Raw genomic sequence first — 21580 nt, 5'->3', positions numbered from 1 at the left:
GTGTCTGATGGATAGTTGATTATTTGGTGCAAACCAAACGCGTAGCACCACGGCTCCGCTTCGACGGTCCGTGACCCGTCATGAGATACAACCCGCGATTCTCTCCTGGCCCGTCCGTACCATCCTTGTCCGGGTCCTTGGATGGCGGAGCGTCGTAGCACGCAGTTCCGAAGCGAGCATGGCCAGTTATACAGTTAACTACAGTGCGTGATAGCGGTGGTTAAGCAGTTGCCAGGCTGCTGCGGGCCTCTGCCCGCAGCGATGCCTTGGAGGCGGCGGCCAAACCACGTTCAAGGTCGCCCAGCAGATCATCCACTTCTTCGATACCCACCGAGAGCCTAACCAGGTTCGCCGGAATTTCCAGAGGCGTGCCTATTAAAGAAGCGTGAGTCATTTCGCGTGGATAACAGACCAACGATTCAACGCCGCCCAGGGACACCGAGAGCTGGAAAAGTTCCATGGATTCAGCGAACGCCCGGGCAGCTGCCTCATCAGCGAGCTGCAAGGACAGGATCCCGCCAAAATCACGTTGCTGACGGGCGGCCAATTCATGACCAGGGTGTTCGGGCAGTCCCGGGTAGTACACGCGGGCGACATCCCGATGCGCATCCAGCCAGCCAGCCAACGTAGAAGCCGAGGCGCAATGGCGTTCCATCCGCAACCCCAGGGTTTTCAGACCACGCGAAGCCAGGTAGTTATCCTGCGGGCCGGAGACCGCGCCACCGGCGAACTGCTGGTAGCCCACAGCTTCGGCCAAAGTCTGGCCGCGATGCAGTCGCTCGCTCACAATGACCGCACCGCCAAGCACGTCCGAATGCCCGCCAATGTATTTGGTGGTGGAGTGAACCACGGCATGGGCGCCGAATTCCAGTGGACGTTGCAGGTACGGGGTGGCGAAGGTGTTATCAACAACCAGCAGCGCACCAATCTCTTCTGCCAGTGCAGCCCAGCCGGCCAGATCCGCAATGCCAAGCAACGGGTTGGAAGGGGTTTCCACCCACAACAATGCGGTATTCGGTCGCAGTGCGGCACGCACCGCATCCAGGTTGGTGATATCCACCGCGCTGGCGGTAATCCCCCACTTTTGGTGCAGCCGGGTGATGAGCCGGTTGGTGCCGCCATACCCATCGGCACCTAAAACAATATGGTCCCCCGGTGCCAGCAAAGCCCGAAGCAACGCATCCTCCGCAGCGATACCAGAGGCGAAAGAGAAACCGGCTGCCCCGCCTTCCAATGCGGTGAGCTGAGCTTCAAACCCATTACGGGTTGGATTGGAGCCACGGGAGTATTCATGGCCGGCACGCAACACGTTGATGCCATCTTGGATAAAGGTGCTGGTCTGGTAAATCGGCGGGATCACCGCACCGGTGTGCGGATCCTTTTCCTGGCCAGCGTGCACCGCCAGCGTGTTGAAGCCGCTCATGCGAAGCTCTCCTCAAGGGTAGTTGCCTGCGCTGCACTCAGCGCGCGGTCCAAATCTCGAATCAGATCTGCAGGATCTTCCAGTCCCACCGACAAACGCAACACCGCACGGTTAAGGCCGGCCTCGGCGAGCTGTTCCGCGGAAAGTCGACAGTGGGTCATGGTGGCCGGATGGGCGATCATGGTGCGGGTATCGCCAATATTGGCGGCCAGCACAATCACCTCCAGACTGTCGATGAATGCTGAGACCAGCCGTTCATCATGCAGTTCCACCGCCAGCACGCTGCCAGTTCCCCTTGGGAAAAAACGTTTGGCACGCTCGTGGTGCCGGTGTCCTGGCCGGCTCGGGTGATGCACCGCGGCGACCGCGGGATGAGCCTGGAGGAAGTTGGCAAGCAACAACAGGTTCTGTTGCGCCGCGGCGGTACGTACGGTCAGCGTTTCAATACCGGTCAGGATGCCGTGGGCGCTGGCCGCAGGCAGGGTTGGACCTAAATCATGCAAGAACTTTGAACGCACCAGCATGCTGTATGCACCTGCGCCGTAGCGTTCAAGCAGCGAAGTGCCGGCGTAGCGGGCCCTTGGGGCCGCGATCTGCGCCCAACGGAATTGATCCGAGAAATCAAAAGTTCCCCCATCAATCACCACCCCGCCCAGAACCTGGCCATGGCCGGCCAAGGCCTTGGTTGCCGAGTGCACCACGATGTCTGCTCCGTGCAGCAATGGCTTGAAGTTTGCGGGGGTGGCCAACGTATTGTCCACAACCACCGGGATATTGTGCCGGTGCGCGATCTCGCTTAACACCGGCAGATCCGGCAAGGTGGACAGCGGGTTCGTGACCGACTCCAGGAAAAAGGCGCGGGTGTCCTCTTCGATAGCCGCTTCCCAGGCAGCTGGATCATCGGGATCCACAAAACTGATCCGAATCCCGAAGTCGTTAAAGGAGTCGGTCAACAAATCCACGGTTCCGCCATAGAGCTGGTTGGAGGCCAGAATATGTTTGGGGCCTTGGGTTAGCGCCAGCAGCGCGAGTGCCACTGCCGCCTGGCCGGTAGCCGTGGCAACAGCGTACGCCCCGGATTCCAACGCCGCGGCACGCTGCTCGAAAACGGAAACCGTGGGGTTTCCGGTACGTGAATAGGTGAAACCGGCCTGGCGCAGTGCGAACTTCTCCACCGCATCTGCATGAGAGGGAAATTCGAAAGCCGCAGAGGAATACAGCGGCACGGTCAGTGGGCGGTAGTCTCCGCTGGGTGCGTATCCGGCGTGGATCGCCGCGGTTGACGGCTGGGTGTTTGGCTGCGCCATGGCTGGCTCCTTCTCGTTGTCTCATCCACGAGAGAGTGCACCGAACACGGTGCAGCGTACCAGGGAAGGCCAACAAAACGGCCTGTCCATCACGGTACGAGGCACAGCGCAACGTCTAAAGACGCGCTCGGAGCTGCTCCATCGTTCCTGGCATTAGCACCTTGCGGTTTCCCGCTGGTTGCTGCGACGTCGACGAGCCAGATCTCTCGGTCGCTCTTGATGGGGTGTTGTTCTTCCATGGTTCGCCAAAGCTTCCCGGTGGCGCAACCGGCACCAAGGCCTGTGCTTCACAGAACGTCGCGACCCGTCATGTGTCGCATTTTCCGCGTAATGACACCCGTGTTACGTCACGTCTGTGACGCGTCGAATGAGCCAAAAACCGCTAGATCTCAGGCATCTGAGGCTTTTTATGTGTCGTTTCCGGTTTTTTCGATGACACAATGTGTCAATTTCAGCCGAGAACTTGTACACCGAAATCTGAGACCACCGATCGGACCTCGGCCAGGTATCGCTGTGCCTGCTCCGTGAGCGGAATCGCGGCATGATCAATCCAGCCAATCTCGATGCGTTCCTCAACGTCCAGCGGAATGGCGACGATCGACGGGTCAAGTTCGTCGCTGACGATACCCGTGGAGATCGTGTAGCCGCCAAGGCCGATCATCAGGTTGAAGATGGTTGCTCGGTCGGAGACCCGGATTGCCCGTTTGCTGGACAACGTGGAGAGGATTTCCTCGGCGAAGTAGAACGAGCTGTTAGCCCCCTGGTCAAAGGTGAGTCGTGGCAGATCTTCAAGGTCCGCAAGGGTCACGCGCTGTGCTGCGGAGAGCGGGTTGCTGCGCGAAATAAAGATGTGCGGTTCGGCCAGGAACAGCGGATGAAATACCAGCCGGGATTCACGCAACAGCTTCTCGATCACTTTTCGATTGAAGTCATTGAGGTAGAGGATTCCGATCTCGCTGCGCAGGGTGCGCACGTCCTCGATGATCTCCTCGGTACGGGTCTCACGCAAGGAAAATTCGTACTCTCCAGCCTCGCTTGCCTGGACCATCCGGACAAATGCATCCACGGAAAACGAATAATGCTGGGTCGAGATCCCCAGCAGTCGGCGGGACGGGGGCCGATCCAGATACCGCTGCTCCAGAAGCTCCACCTGCTCCAGAACCTGTCTGGCGTAACCCAGGAATTCAGATCCCTCGATTGTCAGTGTCACGCCTCTGGCCGAACGGACCAAAAGTGCACGTCCCACGCGGGATTCAAGCTCTTTCATGGCCGCGGACATACTCGGCTGGGCGACGTACAAAAGGTCGGCCGCGGCGGAGATTGAACCCTCCGTTGCGACCGCGATGAAATAACGCAGTTGCTGCAGTGTCAGACCGCTTGCACCTTGAACCATAGGCTGAGTCTATATCAACCCATAGTTACATTGAGTTACCTGATATCCATTTTGGCACTGCATGATTGACGCATCGACTTCCCCCCGGCCTGCCCAGGCCTTTAATCATCAGATTGGCCACCATGGCAGACGCGCTAACTTTCAGCATTACCAGCACCGACTTCGACGAGAATTACACACCCTCAACGGACTCGCGCATCACCACAAACTTCGCCAACTTGGCTCGCGGAGAGAACCGTCAGCAGAACCTGCACAACGCCCTGACGATGATCAACCGACGCTTTAACGATTTGGCGCACTGGGACAATCCCAAGGGTGAACGCTACGCACTTCAGCTTGAGATTATCTCCGCAAACGTACACGTCAGCTCCGAGAACGGAGATCAAGAATTCCCCCTGCTGGAGGTACTGGACACCAGCATCATCGACCGGAAAACCGGCATCCGAAGCCACGGCATTGTAGGAAACAACTTCTCCTCCTACGTGCGCGACTACGACTTCAGTGTGGTGCTCCCCTCCGCAAGCGATGCCTCGGGCAAACCTTCGTTGCCCGAAGATTTCGGAGACCTTCACGGCCGGCTCTTCCAGCATTTCCTCGACTCCGACGCCTATCAACAGCGTTTCGCACAGCTACCGGTGATCTGCATCAGCGTCTCCAGCTCCAAGACCTACCGTCGCACCGGTCACAGCCACCCGGTTCTGGGTCTTGAATACCAGCAGGACGACTACTCGCTGACCGACGCGTACTTTGCCAAGATGGGCTTGCGCGTGCGCTACTTCATGCCCGTCGGGTCCGTCGCACCGCTGGCCTTCTATTTCCGCGGCGACCTGCTCAATGACTACACCGACCTGCAGCTGATCAGCACCATTAGCACCATGGAGACCTTCCAGAAGATCTACCGCCCGGAGATCTACAACGCGAACTGCGCGGCGCCGGCCATCTACCAGCCAAGCCTGAGCGCGCAGGACTTCTCCCGCACCCTCATTTCCTATGACCGCGAGGAACGCACTCGGCTTGGTGCAAGCCAGGGCAAATACACCGAAGAGCACTTCATCACTCCCAACCGCGAACTGCTGAACCAGTGGGCCGCCTCGTGCGCCGCTGTGGCCGCCTAAACACCTAAGGACCATTCCATGAGCTCCCAGCTACTTCCAACCTCGATTGTCGGCAGCCTTCCCAAACCAGCGTGGCTATCCCAACCCGAAACTTTGTGGTCCCCTTGGAAACTTGAGGGCGCCGAACTGCTTGAAGGCAAAAAGGACGCAACCCGCGCCGCCGTGCTGGAGCAGACCCAGCGCGGTATCGACATCATCAGCGACGGCGAACAGACCCGCCAGCACTTCGTCACTACCTTCATTGAGCACCTGAGCGGTGTCGATTTCCAGAAGCGCGAGACGGTGCTCATCCGCAACCGTTACGAGGCGAGTGTGCCCACGGTTGTTGGCGCCGTAGCGCGCGAGAATCCGGTGTTCGTTGATGACGCCAAGTTCCTGCGCTCGCTCACCAACCAGCCCATCAAGTGGACCCTTCCCGGCCCGATGACCATGGTCGACACCCTGCATGATGCGCACTACGGCAGCCGTGAGAAGTTGGCTTGGGAGTTCGCCACCATCCTCAACCAGGAAGCCAAGGAGCTCGAAGCCGCTGGGGTGGATATCATCCAGTTTGATGAGCCAGCCTTCAACGTGTTTTTCGACGAGGTTTCCGACTGGGGTATCGCCGCGTTGGAACGTGCCTGCGAGGGGCTCAAAGCCGAAACCGTGGCACACATCTGCTTCGGCTACGGGATCAAGGCGAACAATGACTGGAAGGCCACCTTGGGTGCCCAGTGGCGGCACTATGAGAAGTCCTTCCCGTTGCTTCAGCGTTCATCCATCGACACCGTCTCCTTGGAATCCCACCACTCAAATGTGCCGCTGGAAGTCGTTGAGCTGGTGCGCGGCAAAAAGGTGATGCTCGGCGCCATCGACGTGGCGGATACCGCCATCGAGTCCCCCGAAGAAGTAGTGCAGACACTGCGAAACGCACTTGAATATGTCGATGCAGACAAGCTTGTTCCCAGCACCAACTGCGGCATGGCCCCCTTCCCCCGGGATGTGGCATTGGCCAAGCTCAGTGCACTGAGCGCGGGGGCCGGAATCCTGCGTGAAGAGCTGGTTGGCGCCCGCGTCTAAGCTGGCGGGTTGCTGCCTCCGGTCGGTGTTTACCTGGGATTCACCGGCCTGAGGCAGCTAGCACCCCCTAGCCAGGGTGGCGGATTGGCCAAATTTCGGATGGTTCGCAGCGCGCAGGTATACGCCGACAACGAGCGACCCTTTGCCACCATCCTCTACGCCAAAACCACCGGCACCCCCGGGTCATCCCATCTCGCCTAGGCAGATGTGGCAATATTTTTGCGGCCTATCCGATGGAGGATTCTTGCAACTGGCACAAGAATGGTTCCCATGGATGAAATCCCAATGATCCTTGAGGATGCCACCGCTTGGCGCGCATGGCTCGATAAGTTTGAAGACAGCAGCAACGGGGTGTGGCTTGTGCTGGCCAAAAAAGGAACCACCACACCGACCCGGCTGACGGCGGCTCAAGCACTCCAAGAAGCCCTATGCAGCGGTTGGATTGACGGACGCCGGCGCAGCCTGGACGAAGCCACTTTCCTGCAGCACTACACCCCTCGACGCAAAACTTCCATCTGGTCCCTCAAGAACACCGGTTTTGTTCAAGAACTCAGCGATCAAGGCCGCATGCGCCCGCGGGGCCAGCAAGAGATCGACAAGGCCAAAGCCGACGGCCGCTGGGAACGCGCTTACGGCGGTGCTGCGACCGCGCAGGTACCCGATGATCTGCAACAGCTGTTGGACGCCCACCCCTTGGCCGCCCGGAATTTCGCGGCACTGAAATCACAGCCCAGGTACCACATATTGCATCAGCTGATGATTGCCAGGACCGAGAAAACCAGAAACGCTAGGCTGGCCCGCTTCATCACCGAATTGGATCACGAAACCCCATAACCGGTCGAGGTTTTCGTTTGGCTGTCAGCTGAACACTTGCCCTAGGTTACTTTTTCTACAGCTTGTCGAATTCAGCGGGTAGACTCTACTCTGTGCACAAGTTATGTGCACGGGATCGGGATGATTCATCCTGGTTCACCATGATGTTGGAAGGGAGAGTACCGTGCAGTTTGAAGACAAAATCGCTGTCTCATCCGGCAGGCCGTCCACCCCAATCATGGGCTCAGTCAGCGCCAACAGCCAGGCATTTGCGTTTTTACGCGAGCAGCCGTTGCGACATTCCATCTGGTCATGGTGTCGACCTCGGTGCGCAGGCAACGCTAACTGCCACACGTTTATTTTCCGATGTCTTCAAGCACTTCGCCGGCAAGCCCTTCATGGCAGACGGAGGTGCCAATAAGCTCCACTGATAACTAGACCTCTTTCCTACACGTCAGGCTCCGGGATATTGCCCCGGAGCCTGTCGTGTCTTAAAACTCAATATTCAGCCCCGAACCGACTCCGCTATCAAAGCTCCGACGTGCAAAATTGCACCGGACAAAACCAGTAGCCCGCCGCCCACAGGTTCGCCTACAACAAATACCACTAGGCCAATCAGTGCCAGGGTCCATCCAATGAACATCGTTGCGGTCGAACCGGCCTTAGTTGCGTTTGCTTTTAGATTTGGAGCTTGAGTCATCTACACATCCTACCTGTTGGATCAATTATTCACTGTTGAACAGCGCAGAAAATCTCATAGTATTGATCTATTACCGCGCACCGGCTTGTTCGATCACATTCAGACAGCAGAGAAAATCCGATAGCCAACAGAGATTGGAAACACCGTGACCCTTCGTGTTCTTGTTCCTTGGCAACGACTTGTCGATGGCATGCGACTACCAGGCATTGAACCAATTCTCTGGCATATTAACGATGATCCGCACGATGCACCCGAGGCGGAGGTCCTAGTGACCGAGCGCCCGGCGAATCCCGACCAGCGTGCGCGTGTTGCCCGAATCAAGGGGCTGAAACATGTACACCTCCTGTCGATTGGCTACGAGTGGGTACTGGAACACCTGCCGCAGGGCACAACTCTCACTAATTCCCGCGGAGCGGTTGAGGATGCAACTGCAGAGCATTGCCTAGCCCTGATCCTGGCCAGCCTGCGCGAGCTGCCCAAGGCCTTGGAACAACAGCGGCAACGACGCTGGGAACGAACGTGGACCTCCTCGCTCCATGGCTCAACGGTGCTGCTTCTTGGTGCCGGCGGTGTCGGTTCGGCCATCAGCGCGAGGCTGCATGCCTTCAAACCCGCGCGAGTCATCACGGTGGCCTCCACCGCGAGAACGCTGCCGGATTCACGTGTCATCCATGGCATCGATGAAGTCATCGAGCTATTGCCGCAGGCAGATGTCGTCGTCGTTGCCCTGCCGCATACCGCACGCACCGAAAATCTAGTTGACACACAGTTTTTGTCCCACATGCGCGATGGGTGCCTACTGGTCAATGTGGGTCGCGGTGCCATTGTCGATACTGACGCGCTGCTGGAGGAATTGAACAGCGGCCGCATTCGTGCCGCCTTGGACGTCACGAACCCGGAGCCGCTGCCCTCCGATCACCCCTTATGGGTGGCACCCAATTGTTTGATCACCCCGCATATGGCCGGAGACACGGCAGAGTTCCTCAACCTCGTCAGCGAACTGGCTATCGAGCAGGTCCGGGGCATCGTAGCCGGCAAAAAACCTTTTAATGTGGTCAGCGCCGGGAACTAACGAACTCGCACCGCTCTGCGGATCTGAAGAATCACCAAGCTCACAGCCCTACCTTTCGAGGCCCGGGGGTTGAAATGCTTCTGGGTAAAGAATCTCCGGAAGCCAAAGAGCCACCGCTCGCCGCGCCGGAAAACCAACGCCACTGCTCGCCGGTGACCGGCGCCCCGGAACCATTCAGTCTGCCACTTGACCATCCCAGTTCAGACACGCAATCGCGGTAACCAACGTACTGAGCCCGGCGTCCTCTAGGCTGGTTCCTACGATGGATACCAGGGAAAAAACACACCAGAGCGGCGGCCGCGACCGCGCTATCGCTGAGCCACGCAGCGAAAACGAGGACGAGTTCCGAGTCGATATTGAACGCATTCGATTCTCTCCCTATTTCTCACGATTGTCCTCGGTCACTCAGGTGATCCCCCAGGCTGGCTCCGGCACCCTGGTGCATAACCGGCTGACGCATTCGCTCAAGGTTTCCGCGGTGGCCCGTTCAATTGCCATCAAGTTGCGTACGGCTGATGAAACAACTAAACGACTTGTCACACAGTTGGGTGGTTGCGACCCGGTGGTGGTGCAGGCAGCCGCCGCCGCGCACGACCTGGGCCACCCGCCCTTCGGGCACCTCGGCGAGCAAGAACTGGACCGGGTTGCCCGCAACGTGCTCAATCTTCCCGACGGATTCGAAGGCAATGCGCAAACCTTCCGCATCCTCACCGCCCTGGACAGTTGCGATGCCACCGCTCGCGGAATGAACCTCACCCGAGCCGTACGGGCCGCGGTGCTGAAGTACCCCTGGACACGCAACGAATGGCGGGCCCGGGCACCCCTGGCACCGGAGCTTTTGCCCCGCGGTGTAGGCGTCGACCCGGCGGCCGGCGCCCTCAAGTTCTCCGCATATGACGTGGATTCCCAAGAGATGCAGGATGTGCTCTCGGTATTCCCCGGTATCGCCAAGTATCAGCAAACCGTGGAAAGCTCTGTCATGGATATCGCGGACGATATCGCTTATGCGGTCCATGACCTCGATGACTTTTACCGGGCAGGGGTGCTGCAATACACCAGCGTCTGGGCCGAATTGCGCGCCTGGCTGGAGCACTCGACACAGCTCAGCACCCTGCAACGAGCTGAGCTGGACACCCGCCGTCCAGGTCACGCACTGGAGCTGACCTGGCGGCGCACGCGAGCCAAGGACCCCTGGATTGCGGATGCTGAGGCTTTCCGCGAATCCGTTGAACGGGTTGGACGGGATCTGGTGGAAGGGCTGCTTGCGGTCCCCTACGACGGTGGGCTGGAAGCAGACCGCGCGGTGACCGCTTTCACCCGGCGCTGGATTGACCGGTTGCAGGAGTCGGTGATCGTTGAGCGCACCCCAACGGTTCGCAGCGGCCACGTCAGGCTGGGAGACGCGGCCTGGCATGACGTGATCGTGCTCAAGTTTGTGCACACCCGTTTTGTGTTGGAGCGCCCCGACCTCGCCGTGTATCAGCGTGGGCAAACACGGATCATCCGCTCCCTCGCGGAAGGATTTCATGGATGGCTCAATGACGCGGAGGACGCCGGGCGTGCCCCACGACGCCTGCTCGATTCGGTGGAAGCCACCACGCAGGAATACCGGGCGCTGCGCGATGACGCCCCGCAGTTGTTCCGTCAGGCCGGGCCCAACGAGGTGCAACGCCTAGGACAGGCACGGGCCATCGTGGACTACATTGCCTCATTTACCGACGCCCAAGCGGTGTCCCTGAACGCACTGCTCACCGGCACCTCGGATAACCTCTGGGAGGCCGGACGCGGGCTCTAGGAGCTTGCCTGCATTCCTCCCCTCCCGCAAAGCGACCTGCGAGCCAAAAGGTTAAACCCTTTGGCTCGCAGGTCGCTTTGTTGTCATGCCCGGACGCCGCGCTTGGGGACGTGTCATCTATCGTTCACGTTGAGTTCTCTTACGAGTACACCAGTCTCGTAATTAGGTGTCACCTTGGACTGTTTGAGTAATGGTGTTCTCGAAATAGCAACGCGCACCTCGAAAGGTCCAACCCATGCGCTCTCGCGTACTCGCCGCCGCCAGCCTGTGCTCCCTGGCAGCCCTCGCCCTCACCGGCTGCCAGTCCACCCCCACTGCCACTGCCTCCGAAGCGCCGATCACCATCGCGACGCTTCCGGTCTCCGATGACCCGACTGCGGTCAACCCAACCGACGCACTGGTCTCGCTGCTGGAAGCCGAAACCGGCCGAGAAGTGGAGATTCTAGATGTCCCGGATTACCTCAGTGTTGTCGAAGCGATCCGCTCCGACCACGTGGACATGGGCATCATGAGCGGATTCCCCTCAGCGTTGGCGGTGAACACCGGAGAAGTTGATGCGCTGCTAGCTTGGAAGGGTTCCACCGACCCAGTCTCAACCTGTGTGGTCCTTGACGATTCACCAATAACCAAGGTTGAGGACCTGCGCGGCAAAACCGTAGCGTTTGCCGATCAAGCTTCAAGCTCCGGATATTTCATGCCGGTCTACATGCTCCACGAGGCAGGGCTTGAACAGGGTACCGACTACAAGGTGCAGTTCTCCGGCGGCCACGAAGGAAGTTTTGCCGCCCTGCAGCAAGGCCAGGTTGATGCGGCCTGCACCGCAAACGTGCTGACCGAGATGGGCGCTCCCATGTTCCCCTTCGCCGAGGGTGAATGGCGAGCCGTCGGGCAGAGCCGCTCCATGGACATCATGGGTACCGTGCTAGCTCGTCAATCCATGGATGACGAAACCCGCACCTTATTGCAAGAAGCCCTGCCAAAGGTCTTCTCCGAGGAGAATTCCGAAGCGCTGGCCGCCTACTCTTCATTCATCGGCTTGGACGTTGAGCTCGACCCCACCCCGAGCTCCTTCTCTTCCTTTGCCGACATCGCCGCCGTTGCCGGTGTAGAACTTGAGGATCTGAAGTGATCCCGGCGGCCAAAAGCAGCCAGCGGCAGCAGTCGCCTGCAGAGCCAAGCGCGCAAGAACTACGCCAGCGGCTCCCCCGCGTCTCGGTCCGCGGACTCCAGGTCAGCTACGACGGAAATCTTGCGCACAGCGTCCTTGACGACGTGGATCTGGAGCTCTTCCCCGGAGAAATGGTCGCCCTGCTGGGCTCCTCAGGTTCCGGCAAATCGACCCTGATGAAGTCTTTGACCGGGTTCGCCCCGATCAGCTCGGGCAGCGTACGAGTTGCCGGGCATGATGTGTGCAACCTGCAACGCGGTGAACTGCGCACCCTGCGTTCGGAGGTTGGCCAGGTTTTCCAGCAGTTCAACCTCATCGGACGGCTGAGCGTGCTGAACAACGTGCTCACCGGTGCCCTGCACCGTGCCGGAGCCATCAATCTGGTTGGCGGCTTCTCCAGCGCTCACCGACGCCGAGCCATGGAACTGCTGGACCGTGTGGGAATAGCCCACAAGGCCAAGGAACCAGCCCGATCCCTCAGTGGCGGACAGCAGCAACGTGTGGCCATCGCCCGGGCCCTGATGCAGGAACCTGAATTGATCCTCGCCGATGAACCAGTCGCCTCGCTGGATCCCAAACTGGCCGATTCCGTGCTCACCTTGCTGCGCGAGATCGCCATAGAAGACGGAATCCCGGTCTTGGTCAGCCTGCATGTCTTGCCTCTCGCGCTACAACACAGCGACCGCATTGTCGGACTCAAGGACGGCAAAATGATGCTTTCCGGTCCCTGCAACGAGCTGGAGCCGGCAGCCCTGGCCGCCCTGTACGAGAAAGACACCGATCATGAACTCCACTAGCACCACCACCCGCAGCGAACCAAAGCTTTCACCGGAAGAACGCGCACGGTTGGAACGAGCCGTCACCCTTCCCCGCGGGCGATTCCTCATCGGCATCCCCGTCGCTTTGGTCATCCTGTTCTGGTCCGCCGGCGGTGTTGGATTCGACTTCATCAAACTCGGTGAAGGCGCGGTGAATATGGGTGAGTTCCTCTCCCGGCTCTTCCCGCCGGACTTCAGCAAGATCTCCACCATCCTGGCCCTGCTGCTTGAAACACTGCAAATGGCAATCGTCGGCACCGTACTGGGTGTGGTGCTCTCATTATTTGTCGCCTTCGGCGCTTCCTCCAACATTGCCCCGCGCTGGCTCTACTACATCTGCCGCTGGATGATGAACATCATTCGCGCCGTACCGGATCTGGTCATCGCCCTGATGTTCGTCTCGGCAGTAGGCCTGGGCCCCTTCGCCGGCATCTTGGCCATGACCCTGGGTTCCTTGGGGTCCATTGGCAAAATTTTCGCCGAAGCCATGGAATCCGTGGACCGCGGACCCATCACCGCCATGCAGTCCGTGGGCGCCAGCAAACGACAGGTAGTGCAATACGGCATCCTGCCCCAAGCCGCACCGCTACTGGTCTCCTACACGCTGCTGCTTTTTGAAGGCAACGTCCGCGGAGCCACCATTCTGGGTCTGGTCGGCGCCGGCGGCATCGGTCTGGAACTGACCACCGCCATGCGCATGTACGACTACGGCCACCTGAGCGCCATCATCATTTGCATCATCATTCTTGTCACGATTATCGACCAGGGCAGCGCCCTCATCCGAAGGAAAATCACATGAGCACCAACACCCTAGACATCGAACTCTCCGCACCGGTCAACCTGCGCGACCTCGGCGGAATCCCCGTGGCCGGGGGCCTGCTGCGCGAGAAAATGGCCATCCGCACCGACGACCTCGCCTACGTCACCGACCAGGTCGCTACCCAACTGGTGGCCGATGGCCTGGACGCCATCATCGATCTGCGCTCCCCGCTGGAAGTCACCACCACCGGACGCGGCCCGCTGGGCTCCCTGCCGGTCAACTACCACCACCTGCCATTGCTCAACGACATCGCCAGCCAGACCCCGGGGAATCCCGGCGAACTGACCCATGAGGCCATGGGCGGCATGTATCTGGGAATGATTGAAAACTGCGCCCCGCAGCTGGTCACCGCGCTGAACATCATCGCCTTCACCAAGGGAACCACCGCCTTCCACTGCGCCGCGGGGCGCGACCGCACCGGTGTCCTGGCCGCGGTGCTATTGCTCGCCCTAGGCGCCAGCGACCAGGACATCATCACCGACTACGCACGGACCGGCAACAACATGCCAGCCATCATGGAACGCAACCGACCGGTCATGGGCGCCATGTGGAAAGCCCTGGGCATTGACGTCGACCAGTTCAACGCAGACGGCCTGCTCCAAGGCGGCATGGAGATCTCCATGCGCAGCACCCTCACCGCACTTCGCGAACGCCACGGCGATCCGCTGCGTCCACTGCTGAATGCCGGACTCAGCGCTGACACCATCGCAGCACTGCGCGGCAAAGCACTGAGCCAATGAGCGCACAGCCGTGCCACGAGGCGCCAATCTCGCGAAGGCCCGGCAGACCCCGGCTGGCAGATCTTGAACACCGGGTACTGCAATCCGCCCTTGCGCTGATCGATGCCGACGAAGAAGTCACCGTCTCGAAGCTGGTCTCCACCAGCGGTGTCAGCCGGGCAGCCATTTATCGACGTTGGCCGTCGCTGACACAACTCATCGCTGCGGCGCTTGATGAAGGACGAGTCGTCCCACCGGCCATAGAAGTGGACAAGGACCTGCGAGATGTCTTTTTCGAAACCTGGCTTGGCCCCGGGGCGCTAGAGGATTCCGGGGGCTACTCCGAATCCCGCTTTCGCCAGCGCATCCGCCTGGTGATGGCAGACCGGCAGTTGCAGCGAACCTACTGGGAAACACACGTCTCCAAACGCAGGGTGCCAATCGAACAGGCACTGCAAGCAGGAATCGATCAAGGAATCCTCCGCGAAGATCTTGACGTGGAAGCGAGCTTTGATGCGCTCGCCGGAGTCGCCTACTACCAGATAGTCGTTCGTGGCGATAGCCTGTCGGATCCGGCGGTGCAAAAGCGGCTAGAACGCTCCTTCCAGACCCTCTGGCGCGGCATGTTGCGCTCAGATACCTAGTTAAAACAACGGCCGCCGGTGGGAAAGTTGAACTGCTTTCCCACCGGCGGCTGTCGGTGTTTTATGTACCGGAAACTACGTGGTCACCGGTTCACGGGTGCTTCTCCGCGTGGCAGAGGGCAACCTTAGGCTGCAAGTTCCACTTTCTGTTCCTTTTCGGAAACCTCTGGAAAAACGAACTTGTGCAGGGCCCACCAGCGGAAAACCATCGCCAGCGCGGTACCGATGATTGGGCCGGAAACGAAGTCAGCGACTTCCTGGAACAGGAAGGAAACGTTTGGATGGTGTAGGCCGAAAACCCAGCGTGAAATGTACAGCGGTGCCGAGTTGATCACGATACCCAGTGCAGATACCGTAAAAAATCCAATCACCTGGATACGCTTGCGGTGCGCGTCGTTGCGATCCTGGAAGGTGTACTGGCGGGAAAGCACATAGGACACAACCGTTGCCACGGTATTGGCGATCAAAAATGCCGTGGTCGGGTGGGCTTCCATGACGGTGTATTTCAGGCCGTAGTTCACGGCCAGGGTCACAATGAAGCAGAACCCACCGACGCCGAGGAAACGCAGCGCACGAACAACCACTGGATTTTCACGTAGAGCCATGCTTCTCCTGAATTCGGTGAGCGCGAAAAACGCCTAACGAACCGATTTTAGTTTCACACGCTGGGAAGAGCCAAAGAGCTAGCCTGTTTCTGTCTGTTGATTACCTTCTGACTTGATGAAAATACCCGACTTCACAAGGAAACATCTTCCATGGTGTGAAATTGGCTTCATCTGCCCGGTCAACGCGGAAATGAGCAAAAACCTTGTCCCTCCGCCAGTTGAAAGTTATTGGCAAGGACAGCGAAAACCATTCACAGGCCGCTAGTCCACATACCGCGGGATGTAGCATTTGTTCAACTCAAAGACGCCACCGCATTCCGAACTCGAGGCTGCCGCGCTGCGTATCCAGAATTCACCCGCATAAGACTGTTCACCAATGGCCCGCTAACCATTACCCCGACTGTTCCTATGTCACGAATTTTATAGAGAAGGTCCAGACAGTAACCGTGAGGCGGTAAGTGGGAGTTATGCGGTGCTGCGAAAGTGTAGGTCCGTCCTGCCAAGCAAATCCGCCTCCGGCGAGTGAGAAAAGTACAGGCAAACACACGCTGTCCTGAGCCGGGATTCTCAGATGCCACTGCTAGCGGCAGACATTCTCTCGCCCGTGAACGCTCGGTCACATCTAGAACTGTGAACATTCGTTCACACGGAGTGTTGTGAATATACGTACACGATGAAAGGGTGTGTCATGAAACGAGAGATCTCGAATCAGAAAGAACTTGGCTCCTTTGTTCATGATGCCAGGATTAAGCTCGGCTTGACCCAAGAGGCCCTAGCTGACCGTGCCGGTGTTTCGCGAAAATGGCTAATTGGCCTCGAACAAGGCGTACGAACTCGAGCAGAGTTCGGGAAGATACTCGATACCTTAGAGGCACTAGGGGTTTCACTAACTCTTTCCTTTGGCCAGGACGTCATGTCTGACACTCCAAAAGCGGTTCCCACGGAACAGCTGAATTTGTTTTCCCCCGCCACTGCAGCGGCACTCAAGAAGTTTTCCAGTGAAAGCGAATCCCCCGCGAAAAAACTATCAAGCACCGCGCTTAGCCAGTCCAGCGTTCAACGCATGACGAAAGAGATTGGTAGCCCGGCTGCTATCGCGCGTGGTATCGAAAAAGGTCTACCGAGTTCCCTACCCCACTCTTTGGAGTCCGATTTGAGAGCTGGCGGCATGAATGAAAGCAACGATAATCAAGTACCTGACGGTCAAGATAAGCAGGATACTCAATGAAAGAACTTTTAACCTGCCTATACGGAGACGTGGTTGGCGTCCTCCAACAAACAGGGTCCGGGAACAGGAAGTTTCAATATCTCCCTGGTGGAGCTCAAAGTGTCAGTCTCTCTTTGTCCATGCCATATCGTGAGGATGCATACCCTCGTGCAGTAACCGATCCGTTCATTGAAGGGTTGATCCCGGAAGGCGAGGCAGTTCGGCAGTCTTTCGCCGAGGAATTTTCCATCTCTGCACAGAACCCATTTGCGCTTCTGGAACATATTGGACTTGATTGCGCCGGTGCGGTGCAGTTCGTGCGTCCAGAAGAAGTTGATGTATTGCTGCAGTCTCCAGGAGAACTGATTCCGCGCAATGATGGCCCCAGCGTTGTTGATTTCCTTGTCAGCTCAGCCTTATGCATCACAGCAACTTGGCCAGCGATTCGTCCAGATCACAGAGCACACATACCTCCTGAATGCCGACGCCAGCAAGCAAGAACTTCCGCACGCTGCCCGATGGCCGCGAAAAGACGAAGCATAGACGGTCGATGAACGGCATCGTGAGCAAGGGCCAAGCCTAGAAGGCATGAACCGCATCATTTTCGAATTAATTATGGTTAGGCTAGGCTAACAATCAAACATACGGTTGTGTTTCCAAGCAGCTCTGCCGTCCGGCTTAGTTGCCCTCGCTACGACGTTACTAGAGGTGAATCGCGATGAATCTCCGGACGATCCCCAATCTAGCAACGCTATGGGTTTCGGTTTCTCAGAAGATCCCCCTCCTGTGCGTTGCCTTGAAGGTCAAAAGTTCACGGAGCACTACGGAATCCAGTTAGGTACCGCAAAACTATGAAAACTGAAGATCAGGTTTCGACATTCAACCTTGCACGGGGGCTTGTTCTCCGCGGAGCGATAACTGGATTGCTCTGCAGCATACTCGCCGGACTAATACTGGCCCTTTATTCGAATGCGATGTTCTCCCCTGAACCCGGAACAGATGACTATAGAGATGACGTTCAGGTGCTGATCGCTATGTTTGCCCCGATTTCGGGGCTTCTCCTTGGGGTCGCGATGGGAATCGTTTGTTTCCTGTTATACGTCGCACTGCGGCGAAGTCCTTTCGCCGCACCTGCCAAAAAACGAATTCTCTTTGGATGTGTGGTGCTTTCGGCATTGCCCGCTTGGGTGCTTCTCCAGCCGTTCTGGGGAAATGAGGCATTTCGAATCTGGTATCTCATCCTTCCCGCCGCAGTCGCAGGGGCGTGGGTTTCTGCAAGATACATAGGTCGCTTACGGCCTGACTGGGACTAAATATTTGAGAACCAGCGACTCACCACCAAGCTCACAATGAGTCAGATTACCGCCGGCTCTAGAAGTGAACACTACTACCTACGTTGCATCTTGCCTCAGCGTACAAGAAGCTGGCGACTCGCTTAGTCCCGAGTATCCTCGACAAGATGCTCGATTCTTGCCCCGAGGTGCCGATTTGCACGCTGTGTTGCTCCGTTCCGGCTAATCCTCGTTGGGTGAAACGTCGGTTAGTTTCCGTCTGCGCGGACCTCAGCTTCGACTGATATCACCAGCGAGTGGGCCAGCCGCTAATCCACTCAACCCCGCAGCATCAGATATGACGGCCTGCGGGCAAGTTCAACAACGAATTGCTGCCCCGTGGCCAGCGTCCTTCCGTGAAGTCACAACGCCCTGACCGGGCTTGAGCTGATAGCCTCTGACAAGAAATATTCAAGACCTGAAGCGGCGAACCGTGCTTGACCTCATTCAATGAAACTATTCGTCCGAGTTTTCGGAAAGATGTTGTCGGACAGATCTGCAGGACCTTCAGGGAAAGGAATGTGTTGGATGAAATTTCCTGTTTCCCTCAGGGTGGTAGCACTTTCAATTCTTCCGCTAACACTGCTGGGGTGTTCACCCACCTCCGGCCAGGGCTGTACGGCAGGTGGAAACATTTCGGCCCAAGACTCGGTGCAAAAATTCCTTGAAGCAGTTCAGCTAAATGATCGTGGACAAGCATTCGAAATGTTGCCGCCGGACTACTCGATTCCCGACGGGCCTTGGGAAAAGTTGCGTGAGAGCCTGAATCAAGAGAATCTGGCAGATCTGAGGTTCGAAGAAAATCATTTGGGTCCGGCCGAGGGAGCGCAAACTTCGGAACGAGTGAGCCTGGCAGATGGTTCACTTTTGGATTACTTCCAAGTGCTTCAGCCTGAAGACAACAGCAAGTGTTTTGTCGTGACGTGGGGAACGGAACCCCAGAAGGCAGGGAGTTCAACAACACCCACGGCAAGTACAGACACGATGTCCTAGCTGAGGCCACCTCGGGCGGCCCCACTTTAGGTGTCCACCAGTTGTCCATTGATCAGCGGCCGCACCTGGTCAACCGATCCCATGCTGGACGAAGCGCCATTCGCGCCCAAACGGCAAAGGCGGAGGGCTGCACTCACCCCAACCCAGTGATGGTTGAGGGCTTCGGTCTTGGCAATTAGGCCTTGCGTTTAAATGCCAGACGGCACCAACCCGAAGGGTTGGTGCCGTGTGGCATTGCCGGCTGAATGCTACTTGGAGACAGCCTGGGTCAGCAGTTCAAGAGCCTTGTTCAGGGTGGCGCTTGGACGCATGACGGCAGTGGTCTTCTGCTCGTCCGGACGGTAGTAGCCGGCGATATCTACCGGCTGGCCCTGGACCTCAGCGAGCTCGGCCACAATGGCTTCCTCATTCTCGCCCAGGGCCTTGGCCACATCGGCAAAAGCCGCAGCCAACTCGGTGTCCTTCTCCTGCTTGGACAGCTCCTCAGCCCAGAACTTAGCCAGGTAGAAGTGGCTCCCGCGGTTGTCCAGCTCGCCGACCTTGCGCTTTGGCGACTTGTCTTCCAGCAGGAAGGTTCCGGTGGCGGCGTCCAGGGTATCGGCCAGGACCTGTGCACGGGCGTTGTCGGTGGTGACGGCCAGGTGCTCGAAGGAAGCACCCAGCGCCATGAATTCGCCCAGCGAGTCCCAGCGCAGGTGGTTCTCGTTCACCAGCTGCTGCACGTGCTTCGGGGCAGATCCACCGGCACCGGTTTCAAACAGTCCGCCGCCTGCCAGCAATGGCACGATGGACAGCATCTTTGCCGAGGTACCCAGCTCCAGGATTGGGAACAGGTCGGTCAGGTAATCGCGCAACACGTTACCGGTGACCGAGATGGTGTCCTCACCCTTGCGGATGCGCTCGATCGAGTACTTGGTAGCCTCAACCGGGGACAGGATCTCAATGGTCAGGCCCTCGGTGTCATGCTCAGCGAGGTACTCGTTGACCTTGGCGATCAGCACGGCGTCGTGGGCACGGTTCTCATCCAGCCAGAACACGATCGGGGTCTGGGAGGCGCGGGCACGGTTTACGGCCAGCTTCACCCAGTCACGGATAGCGATGTCCTTGGTCTGGCAGGCGCGCCAGATATCGCCAGCGAAAACCTGGTGCTCGATGAGCACGGTGTCGTTCTCGTCGACAATCTGCACGTGGCCGTTGGCGGCCAGTTCAAAGGTCTTGTCGTGGGAACCGTATTCTTCGGCCTTCTGAGCCATCAGGCCCACGTTCGGCACGGTACCCATGGTGGTTGGGTCGTAGGCGCCGTTGGCGCGGCAATCCTCGATGACGGCCTGGTAAACACCGGCGTAGGAGGAATCCGGCAGGACGGCCAAGGTATCTGCGGTGTCGCCCTTGGCATCCCACATCTTGCCGCCCAAGCGGATCATGGCTGGCATGGAAGCATCAACAATCACGTCCGATGGCACGTGCAGGTTGGTGATGCCCTTGTCCGAATCGACCATGGCAACGGCCGGGCCCTCTTCCAGGCCCTTGGCGATCAGCTTCTCAACGCCGGCGCGTACCTCGTCGGACAGTTCGTCCAGGCCGCCCAGGATGGCAGCCAGGCCGTTGTTCGGGTTCAGGCCGGCGGCTGCCAGCTCGTCGCCGTAGGTGTCGAACAGCTCGGAGAAGTAGGCCTTCACAACCTGGCCGAAGATGATGGGGTCAGAGACCTTCATCATGGTTGCCTTCAGGTGTGCCGAGAAGAGGATTCCCTCTTCCTTGGCGCGGGCAACCGAGTTCTTCAGGAACTCGGACAGCGCGGCAACGTGCATGACGGTGCCGTCAATGACCTCGTCCTTGAGCACTGCGAATGGCTTCTTCAAGACCTTCACTTCGCCGTCTTCACCGACGAAACGAATGGAGATCGACTTGTCCTTGTCGATCACGATGGACTTCTCATTCGAGGCGAAGTCGTCAACGCCCATGGTGGCGACGTTGGTCTTCGAGTCCGAGGCCCAAGCACCCATGGAGTGCGGGTATTTGCGGGCGTAGTTCTTAACGCTCAACGGTGCGCGGCGGTCGGAGTTGCCCTCACGCAGCACAGGGTTCACGGCTGAACCCTTGATCTTGTCGTAGCGAGCGCGAACGTCGGTGTCTTCATCCGAGGATGGGTTGTCCGGGTAATCCGGAAGCGCGTAGCCGGCCGCCTGCAGCTCGGCAACGGCTGCCTTCAGCTGTGGAACCGATGCAGAGATGTTTGGAAGCTTGATGATGTTTGCTTCCGGGGTCTTGGCCAGGTCGCCAAGCTCAGCCAGGGCGTCGCCGATGCGCTGCTCTTCGGTGATGTAGTCCGGGAAGGTAGCGATGATGCGACCAGCCAGCGAGATGTCGCGGGTCTCCAGCTCAACACCGGCGGTCGAGGCGAAGGCCTGAACGATCGGCAGGAACGAGTGGGTCGCCAGCATCGGCGCTTCGTCGGTGTGGGTGTAAATAATCTTGGCCATAGGTGTGGCTTCTCCCTGAACGTCGTGCGGAAGCGGGGTTATCCGCCCTGAACTCAACGTTCCAAATCTACCCGATTTTGTCCCACGCCACACTTTCCGCTTGGAAAAAATACGC

The 21580-nt window shown here is 58.5% G+C and carries 20 protein-coding genes and 1 riboswitch; of the genes, 15 read left to right on the top strand and 5 right to left on the bottom strand.

What is annotated here, in order from left to right:
• Positions 1–220: 220 nt before the first annotated feature.
• The 3 genes from ACIOWL_RS17140 to ACIOWL_RS17130 all read right to left on the bottom strand — a co-directional run bounded on the left by ACIOWL_RS17140 (position 221) and on the right by ACIOWL_RS17130 (position 4123).
• Positions 221–1423, bottom strand: coding sequence for a cystathionine gamma-synthase (locus tag ACIOWL_RS17140; protein ID WP_400387810.1), 1203 nt, complete (start codon positions 1421–1423; stop codon positions 221–223).
• On the bottom strand, positions 1420–2730 hold the full coding sequence (locus tag ACIOWL_RS17135) for an O-acetylhomoserine aminocarboxypropyltransferase/cysteine synthase family protein (protein ID WP_400387807.1): 1311 nt from the start codon (positions 2728–2730) through the stop codon (positions 1420–1422). The genes ACIOWL_RS17140 and ACIOWL_RS17135 overlap by 4 nt, the downstream gene beginning before the upstream one ends.
• Before the next feature lie 135 nt (positions 2731–2865).
• Positions 2866–2956: riboswitch (SAM riboswitch) on the bottom strand.
• A 225-nt stretch (positions 2957–3181) separates the two neighbouring features.
• Positions 3182–4123, bottom strand: coding sequence for a LysR family transcriptional regulator (locus ACIOWL_RS17130; RefSeq protein ID WP_400387804.1), 942 nt, complete (start codon positions 4121–4123; stop codon positions 3182–3184).
• A 122-nt stretch (positions 4124–4245) separates the two neighbouring features.
• On the opposite strand from ACIOWL_RS17130, the gene ACIOWL_RS17125 reads away from it, so the two are divergent.
• The 11 genes from ACIOWL_RS17125 (at position 4246) to ACIOWL_RS17075 (ending at position 14846) form a co-directional block, all read left to right on the top strand.
• Positions 4246–5238, top strand: a complete 993-nt coding sequence (locus ACIOWL_RS17125) for a putative oxygenase MesX (protein ID WP_400387801.1) — start codon at positions 4246–4248, stop codon at positions 5236–5238.
• Positions 5239–5256: 18 nt separating this feature from the next.
• Positions 5257–6297 carry a methionine synthase gene (locus ACIOWL_RS17120; RefSeq protein ID WP_400387798.1) on the top strand — a complete coding sequence of 347 codons (1041 nt, stop codon included), beginning with the start codon at positions 5257–5259 and terminating at the stop codon, positions 6295–6297.
• A 9-nt stretch (positions 6298–6306) separates the two neighbouring features.
• On the top strand, positions 6307–6498 hold the full coding sequence (locus tag ACIOWL_RS17115) for a hypothetical protein (protein WP_400387796.1): 192 nt from the start codon (positions 6307–6309) through the stop codon (positions 6496–6498).
• Between the two features lie 69 nt (positions 6499–6567).
• Positions 6568–7131, top strand: coding sequence for a YdeI family protein (locus tag ACIOWL_RS17110; RefSeq protein ID WP_400387794.1), 564 nt, complete (start codon positions 6568–6570; stop codon positions 7129–7131).
• Between the two features lie 824 nt (positions 7132–7955).
• Positions 7956–8882 (top strand): 2-hydroxyacid dehydrogenase, encoded by a 927-nt coding sequence (locus ACIOWL_RS17105; protein WP_400387792.1) that lies wholly within the window; start codon positions 7956–7958, stop codon positions 8880–8882.
• 262 nt (positions 8883–9144) lie between these two features.
• A complete protein-coding gene (locus ACIOWL_RS17100; RefSeq protein WP_400387790.1) occupies positions 9145–10677 on the top strand; it encodes a deoxyguanosinetriphosphate triphosphohydrolase family protein in 1533 nt (510 codons plus the stop codon).
• A 235-nt stretch (positions 10678–10912) separates the two neighbouring features.
• Positions 10913–11806: a phosphate/phosphite/phosphonate ABC transporter substrate-binding protein gene (phnD, locus tag ACIOWL_RS17095; RefSeq protein ID WP_400387788.1), complete on the top strand. Its 894-nt coding sequence runs from the start codon at positions 10913–10915 to the stop codon at positions 11804–11806.
• Positions 11803–12642, top strand: a complete 840-nt coding sequence (phnC, locus tag ACIOWL_RS17090) for a phosphonate ABC transporter ATP-binding protein (RefSeq protein WP_400387786.1) — start codon at positions 11803–11805, stop codon at positions 12640–12642. The genes phnD and phnC overlap by 4 nt, the downstream gene beginning before the upstream one ends.
• Positions 12629–13462: a phosphonate ABC transporter, permease protein PhnE gene (gene phnE / locus ACIOWL_RS17085; protein WP_400387784.1), complete on the top strand. Its 834-nt coding sequence runs from the start codon at positions 12629–12631 to the stop codon at positions 13460–13462. The genes phnC and phnE overlap by 14 nt, the downstream gene beginning before the upstream one ends.
• Positions 13459–14223, top strand: coding sequence for a tyrosine-protein phosphatase (locus ACIOWL_RS17080; RefSeq protein WP_400387782.1), 765 nt, complete (start codon positions 13459–13461; stop codon positions 14221–14223). Before phnE ends, ACIOWL_RS17080 begins: the two co-directional genes overlap by 4 nt.
• Positions 14220–14846: a TetR/AcrR family transcriptional regulator gene (locus tag ACIOWL_RS17075; RefSeq protein ID WP_400387780.1), complete on the top strand. Its 627-nt coding sequence runs from the start codon at positions 14220–14222 to the stop codon at positions 14844–14846. Before ACIOWL_RS17080 ends, ACIOWL_RS17075 begins: the two co-directional genes overlap by 4 nt.
• 125 nt (positions 14847–14971) lie before the next feature.
• Here the strand turns inward: ACIOWL_RS17075 and ACIOWL_RS17070 are convergent, their stop codons facing one another.
• Entirely contained in the window at positions 14972–15451 is a 480-nt protein-coding gene (locus tag ACIOWL_RS17070) for a GtrA family protein (RefSeq protein WP_400387777.1), read from the bottom strand.
• A gap of 688 nt (positions 15452–16139) precedes the next feature.
• Between ACIOWL_RS17070 and ACIOWL_RS17065 the strand changes: the two genes are divergently transcribed.
• The 4 genes from ACIOWL_RS17065 to ACIOWL_RS17050 all read left to right on the top strand — a co-directional run bounded on the left by ACIOWL_RS17065 (position 16140) and on the right by ACIOWL_RS17050 (position 18982).
• Positions 16140–16679 (top strand): helix-turn-helix domain-containing protein, encoded by a 540-nt coding sequence (locus ACIOWL_RS17065; RefSeq protein ID WP_400387774.1) that lies wholly within the window; start codon positions 16140–16142, stop codon positions 16677–16679.
• Positions 16676–17212 (top strand): HipA N-terminal domain-containing protein, encoded by a 537-nt coding sequence (locus ACIOWL_RS17060; RefSeq protein WP_400387771.1) that lies wholly within the window; start codon positions 16676–16678, stop codon positions 17210–17212. Before ACIOWL_RS17065 ends, ACIOWL_RS17060 begins: the two co-directional genes overlap by 4 nt.
• Positions 17213–17509: 297 nt before the next feature.
• Complete coding sequence (locus ACIOWL_RS17055; RefSeq protein WP_400387768.1) at positions 17510–17971, top strand: hypothetical protein; 462 nt, start codon at positions 17510–17512, stop codon at positions 17969–17971.
• A gap of 468 nt (positions 17972–18439) precedes the next feature.
• The gene (locus tag ACIOWL_RS17050; RefSeq protein ID WP_400387765.1) at positions 18440–18982 is read left to right on the top strand and encodes a hypothetical protein; all 543 of its coding nucleotides are present in this window, start codon (positions 18440–18442) and stop codon (positions 18980–18982) included.
• Positions 18983–19230: 248 nt separating this feature from the next.
• On the opposite strand, the gene ACIOWL_RS17045 is transcribed toward ACIOWL_RS17050, so the two are convergent.
• On the bottom strand, positions 19231–21465 hold the full coding sequence (locus ACIOWL_RS17045; protein WP_400387762.1) for an NADP-dependent isocitrate dehydrogenase: 2235 nt from the start codon (positions 21463–21465) through the stop codon (positions 19231–19233).
• Positions 21466–21580: the final 115 nt, after the last annotated feature.

Origin of the sequence: Glutamicibacter sp. NPDC087344 (genome assembly GCF_044744225.1) — a bacterium.
Classification (GTDB): domain Bacteria; phylum Actinomycetota; class Actinomycetes; order Actinomycetales; family Micrococcaceae; genus Glutamicibacter.
This window is presented reverse-complemented; position numbering and strand designations above follow the sequence as displayed.

Excerpts from the sequence above, each read along its gene's own strand:
- ACIOWL_RS17140 (WP_400387810.1), bottom strand. The coding sequence starts at position 1,423 with ATGAGCGGCTTCAACACGCTGGCGGTGCACGCTGGCCAGGAAAAGGAT.
- ACIOWL_RS17135 (WP_400387807.1), bottom strand. The coding sequence starts at position 2,730 with ATGGCGCAGCCAAACACCCAGCCGTCAACCGCGGCGATCCACGCCGGA.
- ACIOWL_RS17130 (WP_400387804.1), bottom strand. The coding sequence starts at position 4,123 with ATGGTTCAAGGTGCAAGCGGTCTGACACTGCAGCAACTGCGTTATTTC.
- ACIOWL_RS17125 (WP_400387801.1), top strand. The coding sequence starts at position 4,246 with ATGGCAGACGCGCTAACTTTCAGCATTACCAGCACCGACTTCGACGAG.
- ACIOWL_RS17120 (WP_400387798.1), top strand. The coding sequence starts at position 5,257 with ATGAGCTCCCAGCTACTTCCAACCTCGATTGTCGGCAGCCTTCCCAAA.
- ACIOWL_RS17110 (WP_400387794.1), top strand. The coding sequence starts at position 6,568 with ATGGATGAAATCCCAATGATCCTTGAGGATGCCACCGCTTGGCGCGCA.
- ACIOWL_RS17100 (WP_400387790.1), top strand. The coding sequence starts at position 9,145 with ATGGATACCAGGGAAAAAACACACCAGAGCGGCGGCCGCGACCGCGCT.
- phnD (WP_400387788.1), top strand. The coding sequence starts at position 10,913 with ATGCGCTCTCGCGTACTCGCCGCCGCCAGCCTGTGCTCCCTGGCAGCC.
- phnE (WP_400387784.1), top strand. The coding sequence starts at position 12,629 with ATGAACTCCACTAGCACCACCACCCGCAGCGAACCAAAGCTTTCACCG.
- ACIOWL_RS17080 (WP_400387782.1), top strand. The coding sequence starts at position 13,459 with ATGAGCACCAACACCCTAGACATCGAACTCTCCGCACCGGTCAACCTG.
- ACIOWL_RS17075 (WP_400387780.1), top strand. The coding sequence starts at position 14,220 with ATGAGCGCACAGCCGTGCCACGAGGCGCCAATCTCGCGAAGGCCCGGC.
- ACIOWL_RS17070 (WP_400387777.1), bottom strand. The coding sequence starts at position 15,451 with ATGGCTCTACGTGAAAATCCAGTGGTTGTTCGTGCGCTGCGTTTCCTC.
- ACIOWL_RS17065 (WP_400387774.1), top strand. The coding sequence starts at position 16,140 with ATGAAACGAGAGATCTCGAATCAGAAAGAACTTGGCTCCTTTGTTCAT.
- ACIOWL_RS17060 (WP_400387771.1), top strand. The coding sequence starts at position 16,676 with ATGAAAGAACTTTTAACCTGCCTATACGGAGACGTGGTTGGCGTCCTC.
- ACIOWL_RS17055 (WP_400387768.1), top strand. The coding sequence starts at position 17,510 with ATGAAAACTGAAGATCAGGTTTCGACATTCAACCTTGCACGGGGGCTT.
- ACIOWL_RS17050 (WP_400387765.1), top strand. The coding sequence starts at position 18,440 with ATGAAACTATTCGTCCGAGTTTTCGGAAAGATGTTGTCGGACAGATCT.
- ACIOWL_RS17045 (WP_400387762.1), bottom strand. The coding sequence starts at position 21,465 with ATGGCCAAGATTATTTACACCCACACCGACGAAGCGCCGATGCTGGCG.